The sequence below is a fragment of the Sphingosinicella sp. genome (genome assembly GCF_052388015.1).
GTDB lineage: Bacteria > Pseudomonadota > Alphaproteobacteria > Sphingomonadales > Sphingomonadaceae > Allosphingosinicella.
Window position 1 is genome coordinate 1 of sequence record NZ_JBQTIN010000090.1, and the last position, 18,533, is coordinate 18,533.

23 protein-coding genes are annotated in these 18,533 nt (G+C 70.2%); 11 read left to right on the forward strand and 12 right to left on the reverse strand.

The window, feature by feature from the left end:
• The 3 genes from fliF to ACT4N3_RS07270 form a co-directional block, all read right to left on the reverse strand.
• Positions 1–941, reverse strand: a 941-nt coding sequence (gene fliF, locus ACT4N3_RS07260) for a flagellar basal-body MS-ring/collar protein FliF (protein ID WP_444854544.1), incomplete at its 3' end; no start/stop codon positions are given.
• Positions 942–945: 4 nt separating this feature from the next.
• Complete coding sequence (fliE, locus tag ACT4N3_RS07265) at positions 946–1,293, reverse strand: flagellar hook-basal body complex protein FliE (protein WP_444854545.1); 348 nt, start codon at positions 1,291–1,293, stop codon at positions 946–948.
• 14 nt (positions 1,294–1,307) lie between these two features.
• A complete protein-coding gene (locus tag ACT4N3_RS07270) occupies positions 1,308–2,525 on the reverse strand; it encodes a sigma-54 interaction domain-containing protein (RefSeq protein ID WP_444854546.1) in 1,218 nt (405 codons plus the stop codon).
• Positions 2,526–2,760: 235 nt separating this feature from the next.
• Between ACT4N3_RS07270 and ACT4N3_RS07275 the strand changes: the two genes are divergently transcribed.
• A complete protein-coding gene (locus ACT4N3_RS07275; protein ID WP_444854547.1) occupies positions 2,761–3,588 on the forward strand; it encodes a flagellin N-terminal helical domain-containing protein in 828 nt (275 codons plus the stop codon).
• Between the two features lie 59 nt (positions 3,589–3,647).
• Here the strand turns inward: ACT4N3_RS07275 and ACT4N3_RS07280 are convergent, their stop codons facing one another.
• From ACT4N3_RS07280 to ACT4N3_RS07320, 9 genes are all read right to left on the reverse strand, one after another.
• Entirely contained in the window at positions 3,648–4,379 is a 732-nt protein-coding gene (locus ACT4N3_RS07280; RefSeq protein ID WP_444854548.1) for a sigma-70 family RNA polymerase sigma factor, read from the reverse strand.
• Positions 4,366–5,169 (reverse strand): MinD/ParA family protein, encoded by an 804-nt coding sequence (locus ACT4N3_RS07285; protein ID WP_444854549.1) that lies wholly within the window; start codon positions 5,167–5,169, stop codon positions 4,366–4,368. Before ACT4N3_RS07285 ends, ACT4N3_RS07280 begins: the two co-directional genes overlap by 14 nt.
• Positions 5,166–7,274, reverse strand: coding sequence for a flagellar biosynthesis protein FlhA (flhA, locus tag ACT4N3_RS07290; RefSeq protein ID WP_444854550.1), 2,109 nt, complete (start codon positions 7,272–7,274; stop codon positions 5,166–5,168). Before flhA ends, ACT4N3_RS07285 begins: the two co-directional genes overlap by 4 nt.
• Entirely contained in the window at positions 7,271–8,071 is an 801-nt protein-coding gene (locus tag ACT4N3_RS07295; protein ID WP_444854551.1) for a transglycosylase SLT domain-containing protein, read from the reverse strand. The genes flhA and ACT4N3_RS07295 overlap by 4 nt, the downstream gene beginning before the upstream one ends.
• Positions 8,072–8,140: 69 nt before the next feature.
• A complete protein-coding gene (locus ACT4N3_RS07300; RefSeq protein WP_444854552.1) occupies positions 8,141–8,452 on the reverse strand; it encodes a hypothetical protein in 312 nt (103 codons plus the stop codon).
• Positions 8,449–8,721 carry a flagellar biosynthesis anti-sigma factor FlgM gene (gene flgM, locus ACT4N3_RS07305; RefSeq protein ID WP_444854553.1) on the reverse strand — a complete coding sequence of 91 codons (273 nt, stop codon included), beginning with the start codon at positions 8,719–8,721 and terminating at the stop codon, positions 8,449–8,451. The genes ACT4N3_RS07300 and flgM overlap by 4 nt, the downstream gene beginning before the upstream one ends.
• 79 nt (positions 8,722–8,800) lie before the next feature.
• Positions 8,801–9,313 carry a flagella basal body P-ring formation protein FlgA gene (locus ACT4N3_RS07310; protein ID WP_444854554.1) on the reverse strand — a complete coding sequence of 171 codons (513 nt, stop codon included), beginning with the start codon at positions 9,311–9,313 and terminating at the stop codon, positions 8,801–8,803.
• A gap of 54 nt (positions 9,314–9,367) precedes the next feature.
• A complete protein-coding gene (locus ACT4N3_RS07315; RefSeq protein WP_444854555.1) occupies positions 9,368–9,814 on the reverse strand; it encodes a flagellar motor protein MotB in 447 nt (148 codons plus the stop codon).
• Positions 9,811–10,488 (reverse strand): motility protein A, encoded by a 678-nt coding sequence (locus ACT4N3_RS07320; RefSeq protein WP_444854556.1) that lies wholly within the window; start codon positions 10,486–10,488, stop codon positions 9,811–9,813. The genes ACT4N3_RS07315 and ACT4N3_RS07320 overlap by 4 nt, the downstream gene beginning before the upstream one ends.
• 195 nt (positions 10,489–10,683) lie before the next feature.
• Between ACT4N3_RS07320 and flgB the strand changes: the two genes are divergently transcribed.
• From flgB to flgK, 10 genes are read left to right on the forward strand one after another with little or no spacing between them, the layout of a single operon-like run.
• Positions 10,684–11,037: a flagellar basal body rod protein FlgB gene (gene flgB / locus ACT4N3_RS07325; protein ID WP_444854557.1), complete on the forward strand. Its 354-nt coding sequence runs from the start codon at positions 10,684–10,686 to the stop codon at positions 11,035–11,037.
• A complete protein-coding gene (gene flgC / locus ACT4N3_RS07330) occupies positions 11,034–11,444 on the forward strand; it encodes a flagellar basal body rod protein FlgC (RefSeq protein WP_444854558.1) in 411 nt (136 codons plus the stop codon). The genes flgB and flgC overlap by 4 nt, the downstream gene beginning before the upstream one ends.
• On the forward strand, positions 11,441–12,100 hold the full coding sequence (locus ACT4N3_RS07335) for a flagellar hook assembly protein FlgD (RefSeq protein ID WP_444854559.1): 660 nt from the start codon (positions 11,441–11,443) through the stop codon (positions 12,098–12,100). Before flgC ends, ACT4N3_RS07335 begins: the two co-directional genes overlap by 4 nt.
• A 23-nt stretch (positions 12,101–12,123) precedes the next feature.
• On the forward strand, positions 12,124–13,416 hold the full coding sequence (locus tag ACT4N3_RS07340) for a flagellar hook protein FlgE (protein ID WP_444854560.1): 1,293 nt from the start codon (positions 12,124–12,126) through the stop codon (positions 13,414–13,416).
• A gap of 29 nt (positions 13,417–13,445) precedes the next feature.
• Positions 13,446–14,192 carry a flagellar basal body rod protein FlgF gene (locus ACT4N3_RS07345; RefSeq protein ID WP_444854561.1) on the forward strand — a complete coding sequence of 249 codons (747 nt, stop codon included), beginning with the start codon at positions 13,446–13,448 and terminating at the stop codon, positions 14,190–14,192.
• A gap of 25 nt (positions 14,193–14,217) precedes the next feature.
• A complete protein-coding gene (gene flgG, locus ACT4N3_RS07350) occupies positions 14,218–15,006 on the forward strand; it encodes a flagellar basal-body rod protein FlgG (RefSeq protein ID WP_444854562.1) in 789 nt (262 codons plus the stop codon).
• Between the two features lie 4 nt (positions 15,007–15,010).
• The gene (locus tag ACT4N3_RS07355) at positions 15,011–15,652 is read left to right on the forward strand and encodes a flagellar basal body L-ring protein FlgH (RefSeq protein WP_444854563.1); all 642 of its coding nucleotides are present in this window, start codon (positions 15,011–15,013) and stop codon (positions 15,650–15,652) included.
• A gap of 10 nt (positions 15,653–15,662) precedes the next feature.
• A complete protein-coding gene (locus ACT4N3_RS07360) occupies positions 15,663–16,760 on the forward strand; it encodes a flagellar basal body P-ring protein FlgI (RefSeq protein ID WP_444854564.1) in 1,098 nt (365 codons plus the stop codon).
• The gene (locus ACT4N3_RS07365; protein WP_444854565.1) at positions 16,757–17,116 is read left to right on the forward strand and encodes a rod-binding protein; all 360 of its coding nucleotides are present in this window, start codon (positions 16,757–16,759) and stop codon (positions 17,114–17,116) included. Before ACT4N3_RS07360 ends, ACT4N3_RS07365 begins: the two co-directional genes overlap by 4 nt.
• On the forward strand, positions 17,113–18,462 hold the full coding sequence (flgK, locus tag ACT4N3_RS07370; protein ID WP_444854566.1) for a flagellar hook-associated protein FlgK: 1,350 nt from the start codon (positions 17,113–17,115) through the stop codon (positions 18,460–18,462). Before ACT4N3_RS07365 ends, flgK begins: the two co-directional genes overlap by 4 nt.
• The last annotated feature ends 71 nt before the right edge of the window (positions 18,463–18,533 follow it).

The following is an 18,533-nucleotide window of genomic DNA, read 5'->3' on the forward strand; positions in this document are numbered from 1 at the left end:
CCCTCGGTCGACAGCGATCCTTCCTCGGCGCGCAGCGCGCGCTGGTTCTCGGGATAGCCCTCGCGGGTCGACTGGACTTCGGAGAAGTCGATGTCGGCATGGACCTCGGCGGTGAAATTCTCGGCCCCGACGATCGGCGTCAGGATCGCGGCGATCGCCCGGCGATAGCGGTCCTCGACCGCGTTCTGCGCGGCGAGCTGCCGCTCCGAGGCGCCGCTCGCGCCGTCGCCGGCGGTGCGGGAGAGGAGGCGGCCATTCTGGTCGATCACCGACACGCCGTCCGGCGTCAGGCCCGGCACCGACGAGGCGACGAGGTTGACGATCGCCTGCACCTGGCTGTCGCCGAGGCTGCGGCCGGCGGCGAGGGTGAGCATCACGGAAGCGGCGGCGTTCGGCTGCTCGCGGACGAACACGCTCGGCTGCTGCACGGCGAGGTGGACCCGCGCGGTCTGGACGACGTCGATCGCCTCGATGGTGCGGGCGAGGTCCCGCTCGCGGGCGCCGCGGATGCGCTCGGTCTCGACCGCCCGGCTGGCGCCGAGCGGCATCGAGCTGATCATTTCCGATCCGTCCTGGCCGCCGCGCGGCAGGCCGCGCTGGGCGACCAGCATCCGGGCGCGGTGATAATCGTCCTCCGAGACGGTGACCGCGCCGGTCGCATGGTCGAGCGAACTGGCGATGCCGCCGCCGGTCAGCGCCTCGACCACCGCCGCTTTCTCTTCGTCGGGCAGGTTGGAGAGGAGCGTCCGGCTGGGAGCGGCGCTGAAGATCATCCACAGCATCGCGGCGAGGCCGAGCATCGCCACCATGCCGACCAGCGGAAGGCTCTTGGCCACCGCCGGCTGGGCGAGGAAGGCGCGAAGACCGCCGGCCCCGCCCCGGAAGGGCGAAGCGGCGGCGGGCGCGCGCACGGGAAGGTCGTTGGCCGTCGTATCGCTCATATCATCACACCGGCATGCTCATGATGTCTCTGTAGGCGGTCAGGAGTCGGTTCCTGACTTGAAGGGTCGCCTCGAAGCCGATCGACGCCTGCTGGCGGGCCAGCATCACCGCGGCGATATCGGTCGTCTCGCCGCGCTCGTAGGATTCGGTGATCGCCGAGGCGCGCGCCTGGCTGTCGTTGACCTGGTCGAGCGCGCGGCTGAGCGCCTGGCCGAAGCCGCCCACCTGGGTCGGCGAGCCGGCCTCGGTGAGGCTCGGCGCGCCGAGCCCTGCGGCGCGGCTCAGCGCGCTGTTCTGCTCCAGGATGGCAGAGCGCATCTGCATCAGCCGGGTCGCGTCGATCGAGGTCATGGCTCAGCTCTCCTTCAGGCGGCCACGGCGCGCATTTCGGCGAGCCGGTAGCGAAGGGTGCGCTCGGAAATTCCGAGCCGCCTCGCGGCGCGGACGCGGTGGCCCTCGCTTTCGTCGAGCGCGGCACGGATCAGGGTCGCTTCGGCGGAGCGACCCGCTTCGGCGAGAGTGGCCGCATTGGCGACGGGCGCGGCGGCGACCCGGTCGATGGCGAGGTCCTCGGCCTCGATCCGCTCGCCGGCGCGCAGCAGCAGCGCCCGCTGGATGACGTTTTCCAGCTCGCGGCAATTGCCCGGCCAGTCGTGCGCCATCAGCCGGTCGAGCGCGGCAGCGGTCGGGAACGGCACCGGCGCGCCGGCCGGGCTGTGCCGGACGAGCAAGGCGGCGGCGATCGCGCGGATGTCGAGCCGGCGCGCGCGCAGCGGCGCCAGATCGATCGGCAGCACGTTCAGCCGCCAGTAGAGATCGGCGCGGAACCGGCCGGCGGCGACTTCGGCGGCAAGATCGCGGTTGGCACAGGCGATGACGCGGACGTCGACCGGCTCCGGCCGGACCGCGCCGACCGGGAGAATTTCGCGCTCCTGCAGGGCACGGAGCAGCTTGGCCTGAAACGCGAGCGGGATTTCGGCGATCTCGTCGAGCAGCAGGGTGCCGCCGTCGGCGGCGCCGAACAGGCCCTCGCCGTCGCCAAGAGCGCCGGTGAAGGCGCCCTTGCGATGGCCGAACAGGATCGCCTCGAGCATCGTCTCGGGGAGCGCCGCGCAATTGACCGCGGTGAACGGCCCCAGCGCACGGGAAGACGAGGCATGAATATAGCGGGCGAGGCCTTCCTTGCCGGTGCCGGTCTCGCCAAGCAGCAGCACCGAGCAGTCGCTGGTCGCGATCCGCTGGGAGAAGTCGATCGTCGCCGCGCTCGCCGGCTCGCCGCAGCCGGGCCGGGCGGCGGGGCGGACCAGCTCGGCCGCTAGCGCATTGCCGAAGACGAGGTCGTCGGCGCCGTAGCGGAGGAATGCCGGTGCGGTGGCGGTGGCGCGGATCAGCGAGGGCGGGTCGCCCTGATCGATCACCAGATCGCAGGGCCGGGCGGTCTTGGCTTCGTCGCGGGACAGGATCGCCGGGCCGGTCGCCCAGCCGTCGCAGGCGGCGAACCGGCGCGCGCGCAGGCCCGCGCCCTCCAGCCATGCGGCCAGGGTGGGATTGGCCTTCGCCGCCTTGTCGCTCAAACCGATCATGCAACTCCCCCGCGGATCGGGGCAAGTAAAGCAAAGCGCGTGCCAAGCGCGCCGCTCAGAGGGGCGGGCAAGAAGAAGGCAAATGTTCGTCGGCCGTTTGACGGTGCGGGGCGTCGAAAAACCGACGCTCAACGAAACGTGATTAAAGCCCCGGGCAGGCCCGCCGTTAATGCCTTTCGTGGCACGCTTGGGATCGACCCCCGGCAGCCGCGATTGAGCGGAAAGGAACATTAAGATGACCGTTATCAACACCAATAGCGCGGCTCTCCGCGCGCAGAACGGCAGCCGGGTCGCCAATCAGGCCCTGCAGACCGCGATGGAGCGCCTGTCCTCGGGCAAGCGCATCAACTCTGCTCGCGACGACGCCGCCGGCCTCGCGATCTCCAGCACCATGACCGCGCAGATTCGCGGCATGAGCCAGGCGATCCGCAACGCCAATGACGGCATTTCGCTGGGTCAGGTCGCCGAAGGCGCCCTGGGTGAAGTGTCGAACATGCTGCAGCGCGTCCGCGAGCTCGCGGTGCAGAGCGCCAGCGGCACCTACTCGGCCGCGGACCGCACCAACCTGAACGTCGAGAGCGCCGCGCTCCAGGCCCAGATCGCCGACATCCTCACCAACACCAAGTTCAACGGTGTCACGGTGTTCGACTATGCGGCGACCGACACGGCTTCGGACGACATCTCGGTCCAGGTCGGCGCCAATGCCGAGACGGTTGCGATCACCAAGGCGTTCCTCGACAGCGACGATTACCAGGCGGCTGACTTCTCGGTCAGCACGGCTGCGGCCGCCGCGACGACGATCACCAATGTCGACGCGCAGCTGACGGCGATCAACTCGGCCCGGGCGAGCCTCGGCGCCAGCCAGAGCCGCCTGACGTCGGTTGTCAACAACCTGACCAACAATGTCACCAACCTGTCCGACGCGCGGTCGCGGATCGAGGACGCCGATTTCTCGGCCGAATCGACCAACCTCGCCAAGTCGCAGATCCTGAGCCAGGCGGCGACCGCCATGCTGGCCCAGGCCAACCAGTCCCAGTCGGACGTGATGAACCTGCTCCGCTAAGTTCTCGCTGAGCGGGGTGTCGGGGAGCCCGGTGCGGTCTGCGCACCGGGCTTTTCGTCCTAAAAGGCCCAGCCGGCCAGGCTCACCCGAACCTTGTCGAGCGCCGCCTTCTTGATTTGGCAGATGCGCGCCGCGCCGACGTTCAGCGTCTGGCCGATCTCCTCGAGGTTCATTTCCTCGACGAAATAGAGCTGCAGAACGAGTCCGTCGCGCTCCGGCAGGTCGGAGATCGCCTGTGCGATCGCCGCCTTCAGCCGGTCGCGGTCGATCGCCTCGTCCGCCTGCTCCTCGAGATCGGCGAACCACATCGAATGATCGGAATAGATGTCGTCGATCGAATCCTGCTGCACCGCCTGGCTGTCGTCGATCAGCTCGCGATAGGCGGCCGCGTCGAGCCCCATCTCCTGTGCCATCTCGGCATCGTCCGCCGAACGGCCGAGCCGGTTCTCCAGCCGCCGCCGCACTTCGGCGAGCTCGCGCCGCCGCGCCATCGCGGATCGACACAAGGTGGCGTGGCGACGCAAGTGATCGATCATCGCGCCGCGGATGCGCATCGTCGCATAAGTGGCGAAGGCGTGGCCGCGATCCTCGAAGCCGTTTGCGGCCTCGACCAAAGCGACCATGCCGATCTGGACCAGATCCTCGACATCGATCGCCGAGGCGACGCGGCCATGAACGTGCCAGGCGATCTTGCGCACCAGAGCCATATGGGCGCGCACCAGCACGTCCGGGCTTGCACGTGGGCTGCGACCGTAAGTGACGGCGACCGGCTGGGGATCATTGAGCGCCATGCAGCTCCCCCACCGGATCGGGCGCGGGACGGCGCGCGGGCGCGGCGAAGCGCGTTGCGAGCCGGGCGAAGGCGCGTGTCGCCGGCGCGCCGGGGAAAGCCTCGACGACGCAGCGCTTCCTCAGCACCGCCTCGCGGACATAGGGATCGTTCGGAACCGCGCCGGCATAGACCAGCTCAAGATCGAGAAAGCGGGTCGCGACGGCGCGGAAGCGGTCGAACAGCGCGTGGCCGGCCGCTTCGCTCTGGACCATGTTCGTCACGATCTCGAACCGGTCGAGGCCGTGCGAAACCGCCAGCGCCTTCACCAGCGCATAAGCGTCGACGAACGACGTCGGCTCCGGCGCGATGACGATCAGCGGCGTGTCGGCGGCGGCGAGCAAGGCCAGCGCCGATACCTCGATGCCCGAGCCGGTGTCGATCACGATCCGGTCGAACCGCGCACGATAAGGGGCGAGGGCGTCGAACAAGCGGCAGCGCTCGGCGGCGGAAAGGGTGGAGCCGGAACCGGTGCCGCTATGCCCCGGCGCGAAGGCGAGACCGGCGGGCCCCGCCATGATCAGATCGTCCAGCGCGCAGCGGCCGGCGAGAACGTCGCCGATCGTCCAGGCTGAATCCAGCCCGAGCAGGATGCCGGCATTGGCGAGCCCCATGTCGCAATCGAGCAGCAAGGTGCGCCCGCCCGCCTTGGCCAGCGCAACCGCCAGATTAACGCTGACATTGGTCTTGCCGACCCCACCCTTGCCGCTCGCGACGGCGATCGTGCGGGGACCACTGAAAAACACACTCACGCAACCACCTCCGATTCAAGCAGCGGCCGTTCGGCCTCGCCGCCGACCACGGCGACGACCTCGACGGGCTTGCCGTCGGGGATTTCGAGGAAGGACAGGACCGGCGCATCGGACAGATGCGGGCTGAGCAGCCGCGCCAGCGCCCGGCGCGACGCCGGCGAGGTGACGACCGCGAAGCGCCGCCCTTCGCCCAGCATTGGACCGGCGACCGATCCGATCGCCTGGACGATCTTCTGGCCGAGGCCCGGCTCGATCGGGTGCATCGCGCCCTGGCCGGTGCGGACCGCCTGGTTGAGCAGGCTTTCGAGGCCGGCGTCGAGGGTGACGACCGGCAGCGGCATCCTGACCGGCACCATCGTCTGGATGATCAGGGCGCCGATCCGCTGCCGCACCGCCTCGACCAACGCGATCGGGTCGGTCTCGTCGCGGGCGGCGTCGGCCATCGCCGCGGCGATGCGGCGGAAGTCCTTCAGCGGCACGCCTTCGGACAGCAACGCGCGGCACAGGCCGGCGAGCGCCGCGAGGCTGAGCGGCTGCGGCGTCAGGTTGGCGGCAAGCTGCGGCGCATTCTCCTTGAGCGCGTCGACCAGCTTCTGCGCCTCGTCCATGCCGAACAGATCGGCCGAGGCGACCTGGATCACCTGATTCAAATGGGTCGCGATAACGGTCGCCGGATCGACCACGGTATAACCGGCGACGACCGCTTCGGCGCGCTGGCCAGGCTGGATCCAGACCGCGTCCAGCCCGAAGGTCGGGTCCTTGACCGCGCGGCCCTCGACCCGCTCGAGCAGATCGCCGGAATCGAGCGCCAGCAATTCCTCCGGCCAGGCCTCGTCCTCGGCGACGACGACGCCGGCGACGCTGACCCGGTAGCTGTTCGGGGCGAGCGCCATATCGTCGCGCACCCTGACCATCGGCACCACGAAGCCGAGCTCGCGTGACAGCTGACGGCGGATGCCGGTGATCCGGGCCATCAGGGGCGCGCCCTTGCGCTCGTCGACCAGGCCGACCAGGCCGAAGCCCATTTCCAGCCCCAAAGCGGCATCGTCGCTGACCTCGTCCCAGCCGATCGCGCTCGGATTGACCGCGATTGGCGCGGTCTCCGCCGGGGCGGCGGCGCGCGCCTGCTCGGCCTTGCGCAGCTTCCAGGCGACGGCGCCCGCGAAGGCAGCGGCGGTCAGGATGATGAAATGCGGCATGCCGGGGAGCAGGCCGAGAATGGTGAGGATCGCGGCGACCGGAATCCAGGCGCGCGACGAGCCGAACTGGCTGGCGATCTGGCCGCTGAGGTCGAGCGGCGAGCTGACCCGGGTGACGATCGAGGCGGCGGCGATCGACAGCAACAGCGCCGGCACCTGCGCGACCAGCGCGTCGCCGATCGCGAGCAGGACATAATTGGACGCGGCGGCGCCGATCGACATTGCGTGACTGAGCGTGCCGAGGATCAGGCCGCCGATCACGTTGACGACGAGGATCAGCACGCCGGCGACCGCGTCGCCCTTCACGAACTTGGAGGCGCCGTCCATCGAGCCGTAGAAATCGGCCTCGGTCGCGACCTCCTGCCGCCGCGCCTTCGCCTCCTCGGGCGTCAGCAGGCCGGCGTTCAGATCGGCGTCGATCGCCATCTGCTTGCCGGGCATCGCATCGAGGGTGAAGCGCGCGCTGACCTCGGAGACGCGGCCCGCGCCCTTGGTGATGACGACCAGGTTGATGATCATCAGGATCAGGAAGACGAAGATGCCGACGGCATAATCGCCGCCGATCAGGAAGCTGCCGAACGCCTCGATCACATGGCCGGCGGCGGCCGTGCCTTCATGACCGTTGACCAGCACGACGCGGGTCGAGGCGACGTTGAGCGCCAGCCGGAACAGGGTCGCGAACAACAGCACGGTCGGGAAGGAGGAGAAATCGAGCGGCTTGGCGACGTTCAGGGCCACCATCAGCACCGCGAGGCTGATCATGATGTTGGTGACGAAGCCGACGTCGAGCAGCATGGCCGGCACCGGCACGACCATCAGCATGACGAGCAGCAAGGTCGCGACCGGCAGGACCGCGCCGCGGCTCAGGCCGAGCCAGGATTTCCTCGGGGCCGCTGATACGCTCATTCAGCCCCGCCCATGCCAGCCAGCATCAGATAGGCGATGCGGGCATATTCCGCGTTCACCGCCGCAACCGGCCCGGCCTTGCCGACGCCGAGGGTGAAGCTTGGGTCGAGCGCGGCGAGCTGGACGTCGGGCAGGGCCTGGCGGCGCGGCGCGACGGGATTGTCGCCGCCGGCGCCGCCGATGCGGGCGGCGAAGCGCTCGCGGATCTCGGCGAAGCTGCGCGGGGACCCGTCGCGATTGTAGAACACCCAGCGATTGGCGCGCGCCGCGGCGGGAAGGACGCCTGCCGCCGCCGCGCCGGGATTGGCGTCATGGGCGCGCAGGAAGCGCGCGGCGCCGCCGGCACCGAGGAAATGGGCGAGGTAGAGATCGACGCTCTCGGCCGGCCGACCCAGGCGGCGCTCGAGATACTGGCCGTTGTCGGAGGCGAATTCGGCCGCCATCGCGGCGGATGCCTCGGGGTTGCGGCGCAGATCGAGGATCGCGCGGCGCATCTGCGGATCGGCGACATGATAGCGGCCGTTCTGCCCCCGCTGGATCGCGTTCGCCGCCCAGCCGAGGCCGTGCTGCGCGCCATGGCGGTCGACCGTGGCGAGCCAGGTCTGCTCGATAAATTGATAGAGGCCGGTCGCGCTGGACGTGCGGGCGCGCGCATTGGGGTTGAGGCTGCTCTCGATCCGCGCCTGATTGAGCAGGTAGGTGAAATCGACGCCGGTGCGCGCCGACGCCTGCTGGATCGCGGCGCCGACGCGCCCCTGCGCGCCGCGCAACTCGACGGCGTTGTTCGTCGGAATCATGACGTCCCCTTCCGCATCGGGGACCGATCAGCAAAGAGCGTGCCAGATGGCCGCCGCTCAGGCGGCGGGTCAGCGGGCGCCGGGCCGGTAGGTGAAGGTTTCGGCCTGGCCGCCGAGGGACGCGAGCGCGGCGACGCGGCCGCGCATCCGGTCCGTCAGGAAATTGACGCGCTGCTGCGCCGCGACGGCGAGCGCGGCGAGGCTGTGCAGCCGCTCGCGCGCGCCATTGTCGCCTTGCAGGGAATCGAGTGCGCCTGCCCCGGAGACGGCGGCAGCGAGGGCGGTCGTGGCGGCTTCGATCGCGGCAAGATCATTGCCGTCGAAAGCGCGGATCAGCGCCTCATGCGCGCCGGCCAGCCGATCGAGGATGAGGAGGCTCATCGCTCCGGCAGATCGAGCGCGACCATCTTCTGGGCGATCGCGCCCGGATCGACGCTGTAGCGCCCCTCGGCGATGGCGGCGCGGACCGAGGCGACCTTCGCCGCATCGACCGGCGCGCCGGCGGAAACCAGTTCGAACACCGCGCTTTCGACCGCGGCCGAGCGGGCGCCGGCGGTCTTCTCGCCGACGGCGGCGACACGGCCGCCTTGCTCGGCGCCGCGTGCGACGTCGATCCGGTTCGATCCGCTCTTGCCCACTCCGTCGATCATCTCGAGCTTCCCTTCACGCGGGCCTTCAAGCCCCTTCCCAACCATTAACGGCGACATGCGGGTTTGATTAAGTCCCGCCTTAATTGAATCCCGGCAGTGCGACCCGGCCGTCGGGCAGGACCTGGCCGATGAACGGCGTCGCGCGCCGCTCGATCCGGACCCGGATTCGCTCGCCCGGCGCACCGTCCTGCTCGGCAATGCCCATTGTGCTGACGCTGAAATTGGCCGCGAGCGCCACCACCTGGACCTGGTCGCCGCGGCGGACCACCGGCTCGGCACGGACCTGCATCATGCCTGGCGCCGCGACGGCGCCCGCCATCAGCGGCACCCGGATGCGCCAGCCGCGCGTCTCGCAGCGGATCGCGACCGCGCCCATCGCCGGCGCATCGATCTCGGCCGGCGTGGGACAGGGCGCGAGCCGCAGCCGCCGGTCGATCGGCCGCGCCGGGCCGCCGGGTTCTCCGACGGCGGCGCCAAGCGCCGCCGAGACGCGGTTTTCCAGCATCTCCAGATTCTCGAAGGCCTGACCGAAGGCCGGCGCAGCGACAACCAGGCCAAGCGCGAGCGGAAGGCGTCGGAAAATTGGCGTCATCGGGCAGGGCTCCTTGTGTTCGCGCCTCGTGAAGCAACGCCCGTGCCAAATGCGTCAGCGCCTTGCGACGGCGATCGTCTGGCCGGGCCGGCCGGACGGTGCATTGTCGACCCCGACGGCGATCGCGGCCTCGGCTATGCCACCTTCGCGCAAGGCCCGGGCGACCGCCGCGGCCCGTGCCGCCGCGAGCTCGAACCGGTCGAGCCTGAGGCCCGCCTCGCTTACGCCCCGGCCGCTCACCGTCGCGCCGCCGCCCCGAAGCGAGCCGGCGAGCGCGAGCAGGCGCGAGCGCCCCGCCTCGGTCAGCCGCGCCTCGCCCGCCTCGAACAGGCTGTCGGCGGCAAGCAGCTGGCCGGCCGGCGCCGTCGTGCGCGGCATGCTCGCCGCGTCGTCCGCTTTGGGCCGCTGCGATTCCATCGCGTGGAGCAGGACGAAGCAGCCGAGCAGCAACAGGACAAGATCGGCGAAGCTCACCGCCCAGCGCGGCACGCTCCCGCTCATCCCGCCCGCCTGACCTTGCGCTCGCGCCAGTCGCCGAGCGCATCCTCTTCCGCGTGCGCGAGCGCTTCCAGGCGCGCCACCGCTCGCCGCTGCCAGGCGAGCTCGGCATGCGACAATCGCTCGAGCCGGGCGGCGATCGGCCCGGCGACGACGAAGGAGAGCAGCAGGCCATAGAGCGTGGCCAGCATCGCGACCGCCATCGCGGGCCCCATCGCGGCGGGATCGTTCATCCGCGCGAACATGACGACCAGGCCGATCACGGTGCCGATCATGCCCATCGCCGGCGCCACCTCGGCGATCCGCTGCCAGACGCCGATCGCGCCGGCATGGCGCTGGGCGCGGTCCTCGATCTCCTCCTGGGCCCAGAGCGAGAAGGCGTCGGCGCCCTCGTCATCGGCGAGCCGGCAGGCGGCGCGATGGACGAACGCGCCCGGACTCGCCACCCGGTCGACGCAGAACAGGCCTTTATATTCCGAGATGCGCTCGACGCGGCGGACGGCGCGGTCCGCGATCCGGCCGTCCCTCACCGGCCGGGCCGAGAGCAGCGGGCCGAGCGCGCGCAATGCGCGGAACGTGTCGCCGCCCGCGCCGGCGATCGCGCCTGCCAGAAGCGAGCCGCCCACGACCAGGCCGAGGGCGAGGGGATCGACGAAACGAGCCGCAAGATCGATCACGTCCGGCCCTCCCGCCGACCGGCAAAAAACTGCCGGATGCCGGCAATATTTTGCCGGTCCTTGTCCTTCCCCATCGAGCGCAAGGGCATCGGCGCACGACACGGCAAGCTTGGCACGTTCGTTGCAGCGAAGCGGGCCGACGCCCTTGCTGTGTCAATTTAACGGCGCGGCGAGGCGAAGCTTTAGAGGGAATGCTTGCCCATGTCCGACGATCTGTTCGGCATCCACGGGACGGCGCTGAGCCTGCGCTCGCAGCGCCTCAGTCTGCTCGCCTCGAACATCGCCAATGCCGCGACCCCCGGCTACCGGGCTCGCGATATCGATTTCCGCCAGGCGATGGAGCTCGCCTCGCGCGGCCACAGCACCGTCCAGGCGGCGGAAGGCGCCGTCGCCTACCGGGTGCCGATCGAGCCGTCGCCCGACGGCAATACGGTCGAGCTCTCCACCGAGCAGACCCTCTTCGCCGAGAATGCGGTCCAGTACCGCGCCACCCTCGCCTTCCTCGAAGGCCGGATCTCGACGATCCGCCGCGCCCTCAAAGGAGAATGACGATGTCCGGGCCCATGTCCGTCTTCGACATCGCCGGCCGCGCCATGTCGGCGCAGCTCGTGCGGCTCAACACGACCGCCTCCAATCTCGCCAATGCCGGCACCGTCGCCGGCAGCCGGGCGGGGGCCTATCGCGCCCTGCGGCCGGTCTTCAGCACGGTCGAAGGCCGGCCCGGCATGGCCACGGTCGCCGTCGATCGCGTCGTCCAGGCGCCGATCGAGCCGACCCGCCGGCACGACCCCAATCATCCGCTCGCCGACGCGAATGGCGACGTCTGGGAAGCCGGTGTCGACAGCACCGCCGAGCTCATCGACATGGTCGAGGCGGCGCGTCAGTACCAGAACAACGTTCAGGTGCTGCAGACCGCCAAAACGCTGACCCTCGACACGCTGAGGCTCGGCCAATGACGACGATCCCCTCCCTCGCGGGCACCGCCAATCCGGGCACGTCGTCCACCAGTGTCGGCGCGGCCGGCATGATGGATCAGAGCGACTTCCTGCGGCTGATGACCACCCAGTTGACCACCCAGGACCCGTTCAACCCGATGGACAACACCCAGATGGTCGCCCAGATGGCCCAGTTCAGCCAGGTCGCCGGCATCGCCGAGATGAACCAGAGCCTGCGCAACATCGCCGCGGCCCTGGGCGGCAGCCGGCTCTCCGACGCCGCGAGCTGGATCGGCCGCGCGATGCTGGTCGAAAGCGACGTCGCGACGCCGTTGCGCGACGGCGCCTATGCCGGCGAGTTCAATCTCGCCGCCGCGTCGGACCAGGTCACGGTCAGCCTCGTCGACCAGAATGGCGCCATCGTCCATTCCGAGCAGATGGGCCGCCGCGAGGCGGGCCCGGTCGCCTTCGCCTGGAACGGCCGCGACGGGGCCGGCAACGTCGCCGCCAACGGCCCGCTCCGGGTCGTCGTCACGGCGGCCGGCCAAAGCGGCAATCCGACCACGTCCACCTGGACGATGATCGGCGGTATCCAGTCGCCCTCCGCGGGCGGCGAGAGCCGTCTCGTCACCGGCCTCGGCCTGCTCGCGCCGTCGGCCGCCATTCGTCTCGCCTGAATTCAAGCCAAGGAGCCCCTCTCATGTCCTTCTACACCTCGCTCTCCGGCCTTCGCGGCGCCCAGACCGACCTGTCGACGATCTCGAACAACATCGCGAACGTCGGCTCGATCGGCTTCAAGCGCAGCCGCGCCCAGTTCGGCGACATCATGCCGGCCTCCGCCACCACGGCCGGCCAGGGCACGCGCCTGCGCGGCATCGAGCAGCAGTTCACCCAGGGCGGCTTCGAGGCCTCGGCCCGCGATCTCGACATCGCGCTCGGCGGCAGCGGCTTCTTCGTGACCCGCGATTCGCTGACCGGCGGCACCACCTATTTCTCGCGCAACGGCTCGCTCTCGGTCGACGGCCAGCGCTACATCACCGACTCGAACGGCGGCTACCTCCAGATCCTGCCGGTCGACGCCGATGGCAACACGACCGCCAATGGCCTCCAGGCGGCGCGCAACATCCAGTTGCCGCTGACCGCCGGCACGCCGCGCGCGACGACCCTGATCGACCTTTCGGTGACCCTGCCCTCGACCGCCGACAAGCCGGCATTGCGCGCGGTCTACAACCCGCAGAACCCCTATGCCTTCAACCGGCTCGACCCCAACAGCTACAATTATTCCCAGCAGCAGACAGTCTATGACAGCGAGGGCAACGCCCAGTCGGCGACGCTCTATTTCGTCCGCACCGGCTCGGTCGCGGCCGGCGACGCCACCGACACCTGGGACGTCCATATGTTCATCGGCAACGAGGAAGCGTCCTCGAACGTCGGTTCGGCGACGCCGGTGCCGCTCGAGCTCGAGTTCGACGCCGCCGGCGCGCTGGTCTCGCCGACCAGCTCGGTGAGCTTCAGCAGCGTCTTCCCGTCCGGCGCCTCGGCCCCGATCGCGATCACGCTCGATTTCGACGCCGCGACCCGCCAGCAGGCCGGCTCCTTCACGGTCGGCGCGATCGACCAGGACGGCATCGCCGCCGCCAAGCTCTCCGACGTTTCCATCCGCGAGGACGGGCTCATCTCCGCCACCTTCTCGGACGGCACCGTCCAGGCGCTCGGCAAGCTGCTCATCGCCAATTTCTCGAACCCGCAGGGCCTCCGCCAGCGCGGCGACGGCCGCTGGACGACGACCGGCAGCTCCGGCCCGGCGATCGTCGGCGAGGCCGGCACCGACGCCTTCGGCCGGATCCAGACCGGCGCGCTGGAGCGCTCGAACGTCGACATCACCGAGGAGCTGGTCTCCCTGATCGCGGCGCAGCGCAACTTCCAGGCGAACGCCAAGGCGATCGAGACGGCCAACCAGATGGACCAGTCCATCATCAACATGCGCAGCTGAGCCTGAGCAGGGGTTGAGGAGCGTTTGAAATGGACCGTCTAGCCCGCACCGCTCTGACCGGCCTGCGCGCGGCAATGTCGCGCCAGACCGTCACCGCGAACAATCTCGCCAATGCGAGCACGATCGGCTTTCGGGCCGAGATGAGCTCGGCGCAGACCTTGTGGATGAACGCGCAGGGGGCGATCCCCTCCGCGCAGGCGACCGGCGGCGTGATCGGCGCCGACATGACCGGCGGCACCGTCAACCAGACCGGCCGCGACCTCGACGTGGCGATGCAGGGCGATGCCCTGCTCGCCGTTCAGGCCGAGGACGGCTCCGAAGCCTATACCCGCCGCGGCGACCTGCAGGTCAGCGCGACCGGCCTCGTCACCACCGGCGACGGTCGCCCGGTGCTCGGCGAATCCGGCCCGCTCACTTTGCCGCCGGCCGATTCCGTCCGGATCGCCGATGATGGCATGATCTGGATCGTGCCGGCGGGCGGCGATCCCGCCCAGCCGCAGCAGATCGATCGGCTGAAGCTGGTCACGCCGGCCGGCTCGCGCGTCCGCAAGGGCGTCGACGGCCTGTTCCGGGTCGAGAATGGCGGCGCCCTGCCGTCCGATCCCGCCGCCCGGCTGACGCCGCGCGCGCTGGAGAGCTCCAACGTCCAGGTCAGCCAGGCCCTGATCGACATGATCGACGCCAGCCGCGCCTGGGACCAGCAGATCAACCTCGTCGCCGCCGCGCGCGAGATCGACACCTCCGCCGCCGATCTGATGCGGCTGCCCAACGCGTAACGCGAAGACCCAAGGAGCTTATCCCATGTCCATTGCCGCCCTCCAGGTCGCCCGCACCGGGCTCGACGCCCAGTCCGAGCGGATGCGCGTCATCGCCAACAATCTCGCCAATGTGAACACGACCGGCTTCCAGCGGGACCGGGCCGAGTTCGCGACTTTGGCCTATCAGATGATGACCGCGCCGGGCGCGCGCTCCTCGGCCGAGAACCAATATGCGGTCGGCCTCAACGTCGGCACCGGCGTCCGGATGACCGGCACCGGCCGGGTGACGACGGCGGGCACGATCCAGAACTCGTCCAACCCGCTCGATCTCGCGATCGAGGGCGACGGCTATTTCCGCATCGCGCGGCCGGACGGCACGGTGGGCTACACCCGCGCCGGCAATTTCCACCTCTCCAACGAGGGCAAGCTGGTCACCGGCGACGGCCTGCCGCTGCAGCCGGAGATCCAGATTCCGGACGGCGCCCAGTCGGTGACGATCGGCAGCGACGGCACCGTCTCGGTGACGCTGCAGGGCCAGTCCGAGGCGCAACAGGTCGGGCAGATCGAGATCAGCCGCTTCATCAATCCGGCCGGCCTGCAGGCGGTCGGCAACAACCTCTATATCGAGACCGCGTCGAGCGGCTCGGCCCAGACCGGTGCCGCCGGCGCGGAAGGCCGCGGCGCGATCCGCCAAGGAGCGCTCGAAGGGTCGAACGTCAATGTCGTGCAGGAGTTGGTCGATATGATCGAGACCCAGCGCGCGTACGAGGTCAACTCCAAGATGATCTCGGCCACCGACGAGATGCTGCGCAACGCGAACCAGCAGCTCTAGGCCGATGCGCAAGCTCTTCATTCTTCCGGTCGCGCTAGCGCTCTGCGCCTTCCAGCGGCCGTCGCCCGAGCATCGGCCGACGATCGCCGTCGAGCCGCCGGCGGCACCCGCCAACGGCGCGATCTTCCAGGCGTCGAACGGCTACACGCCGCTGACCAACGGCCAGCGCGCCGGCATGGTCGGCGATGTGCTGACCGTCGTCCTGGTCGAGCGCACGCAAGGGCAATCGACCAGCACCTCGAACACCGAGCGCGAGGGCAATATCGCCCTCACGCCGCCGGCGACCGGTCCCTTGTCCTTCTTCGCCGGCACCGACGTCTCGATGGGCGGCCAGAACGCCTTCCAGGGACGCGGCGTCACCGGCCAGTCGAACAGCCTGCTGGGCGAGATCACGGTGACCGTCGCCGAAGTCTATCCCAACGGCGCGATGCGGATCACCGGCGAGAAGCAGCTCCGCATCAACCGCGGCAACGAACATATCCGCCTCACCGGCATCATCCGCCCGGCCGACATCAGCCCGGACAACAGGGTCGCCTCGACCCGGATCGCCGACGCCCGGATCGATTATATCGGCCGCGGCGAGATCGCCCGCGCCAGCCGCCAGGGCTGGCTGCAGCGCTTCTTCAATCTCCTGAGCCCGTTCTGAGGTGAGCCCGATGGTCCGCAAGCTCCTTGTCGCGTTCGTCGCGCTCTTCATCCTCGCAACGCCCGCCTTCGCCACCCGGATCAAGGATCTGGGCGCCTTTCAGGGCGTCCGCCAGAACCAGCTGGTCGGCTACGGCATCGTCGTCGGCCTCGCCGGCACCGGCGACGACAATCTGGAATATGCGACGCAAGGCATGAACGGCATCGCGGCGCGGTTCGGCCTCACCTTGCCGCCGGGTGTCAATCCGGCGCTCAAGAACGCCGCGGCGGTGATGATCACCGCCGAGCTGCCGGCCTTCGCCCGGCCCGGCCAGCGGGTCGACATCACCGTCTCCGCGCTCGGCCGCGCCCGCAGCCTGCGCGGCGGCACGCTGGTGCTCACCCCGCTGCGCGGCGCGGACAACCAGATTTACGCGATGGCGCAGGGCAACCTCGTCGTCGGCGGCCTCGGCGTCTCCGCCCAGGACGGCAGCCAGGTCTCGGTCAACGTGCCCTCGGCCGGCCGCATCCCCGGCGGCGCGACCGTCGAGCGCGCGGTCGACACCGGCTTCGCCACCGCTCCGACGCTCATTTTCAACCTCGCCGACGCGGACTTCACCACCGCCCAGCGGATCGCCGACGCGATCAACCGCGAGCACGGCCAGCCGATCGCCCGCGCCGTCGATGCGGTGTCGATCGCGATCGAGGCGCCGCAAGGCGCCGAGGTCCGCGCGACCTTGATGAGCCGGATCGAGAATCTCTCGGTCGAGGCGGCCGACGCCCCGGCCCGCGTGATCGTCAACGCCCGCACCGGCACGGTCGTGATCAACGGCGCGGTCCGGATCGGCCCGGCGGCCGTCAGCCATGGCCGGCTTACCGTCGCGGTCTCGGAAGACCCTCGCGTCTCCCAGCCCGCGCCGCTGTCGCGCGGCCAGACGACGGTCGAGCAGAACAGCAATATCGAGATCAACGAGCGCCGCTCGCCGATGTTCGAGATGCAGCCCGGCGCCTCGCTCTCCGAGATCGTCCGGGCAGTGAACGCGATCGGCGCGGCGCCATCCGATCTGGTCGCAATCCTGGAGGCGCTCAAGCAAGCCGGCGCGCTGCGCGCCGAGCTGGTGATCCTGTGACCGGCCCCGTCGCCAATCCCGCGACGCCGACCGCGCTGGGCGCGAGCGGCACACCGTCGACCGAAGCGCAGCGCGAGCAGCTACGTCAGGCCGCCCAGGCGTTCGAGGCGATCTTCCTCAGGCAGATGATCGGCAGCATGCGCAATGCGCGCCTCGCCGAGGATGTCTTCGGCAGCGCGTCGTCGGAGCAGTTCCGCGACATGGGCGACGCCCAGCTCGCCGACTCGATGTCGCGTCAGGGCAGCTTCGGCATCGCCGAATTGCTGCTCGCCCAGTTCAACCGAGCGATCCCGGCCGCGCCCGCCGCCGCGACCGGTGAAGCCAATTCGAGCACCCCGAACGGGAGCGCATCGTGAGCGACCTGCTCTCGATCGGCATTTCCGGCCTCTCGGCCTATCGCAACGCGCTCGACGCGGTCGGCGAGAATGTCGCCAACTCGCAGTCGCCCGGCTTCACCCGGCGGCGCGTCACGCTGGAGCAGTCGCAGATCACCAGCCGCGGCGACATCGCTTATGGCGAGCAGGTGCTGTTCAACGGCGTCCGCACAGCCGGCGTTGTCCGCGCCTGGGACGCCTTCAAGGCCACGGAGGCGCGCTACGCCACCACCGGCGCCGCCCGCGCCGCGGTCCGCGAGCAGTGGCTGACCAGCGTCGAGAACGCGCTTGGCGACGGCGTCGCCGGGGTCGGCGCCTCGCTCACCCAGTTCTTCAACGCCGGCGGCCGGCTCGCCGCCGACCCGTCCGCGCCGATCGGCCGCATCGAAATGCTGACCGCGCTCGACAGCGTCGCGGGCGCGTTGCGTGGCAGCGCCGGCGGCCTGGGGCGGATCGCCGGCTCGGTCGCCGACGCGGCCACCGCCGATGCCGACGCCGTGAACGGCGCGATCGCGGCGCTTCACGATCTCAACGGCGCGCTGCATGCCGCGGCGCGCGGCGGCACCGCCGGCGCGTCGCTCGCCGACGAGCGCGACCGGCTGATCGAAAGGATCGCCGAGCGGCTCGACATCGCGGTCGCGATCAACGGCGACGGTACCGCCACGCTGAAATCAGGCAGCGACGCCAGTGTCGTGCTGCTCGACGGCGATCGCGCCGCTCTGTTCAGCACGGTGCGCGCGCTCGACGGCCGGGTTTCGCTTCAGGTCTCGACCAACGGCACGATCATGCCGGCCCCGGTCTCGGGCGGCCGGCTCGCCGGGCTGGTCGATGTCGCCGCCTCGGTCGCCGACCGGCGCGCCGCGCTCGACGCGCTCGCCGCCGATATCGCGACGACGCTCAACGCCTGGTCCACCGGCGGCCTCGACGCCAGCGGCGCCGCGGGCGGAGATCTGCTCGACGCCAGCGGCGGCGCGGCCGGAATCAATGTCGTCATCACCGATCCCGACCGGATCGCCGCCGCGACCGCGGACGGGCGGCCGAACGGCAATCTCATCGATCTCGAAGCGGTTCGCGCCGCGAGCAAGCTCGAGGACGAGTGGGGGACGATCGTCTCCGGCAGCGCCCGCCAGCTCGCCTCGGCGAAGGCCGAAGCCGCCGCCTCGGCCGCCTGGCGCGATCTCAGCCGCGCCGCGCTGGACGAAGTGACCGGCGTCGATCTCGACCGCGAGGCGGCGGACCTGCTCCGCTACCAGCAAGCCTATAACGCCTCGGCGCGCATCATCCAGGTCGCGCGCGAGACGATCGACGCGCTGTTCGCGGCGCTCTGAATCCAAAGGGGGAAGCAATGATCGGCACCAATTACCGGCTGACCATGGAGACCAACCGCCAGGCGGCCCTG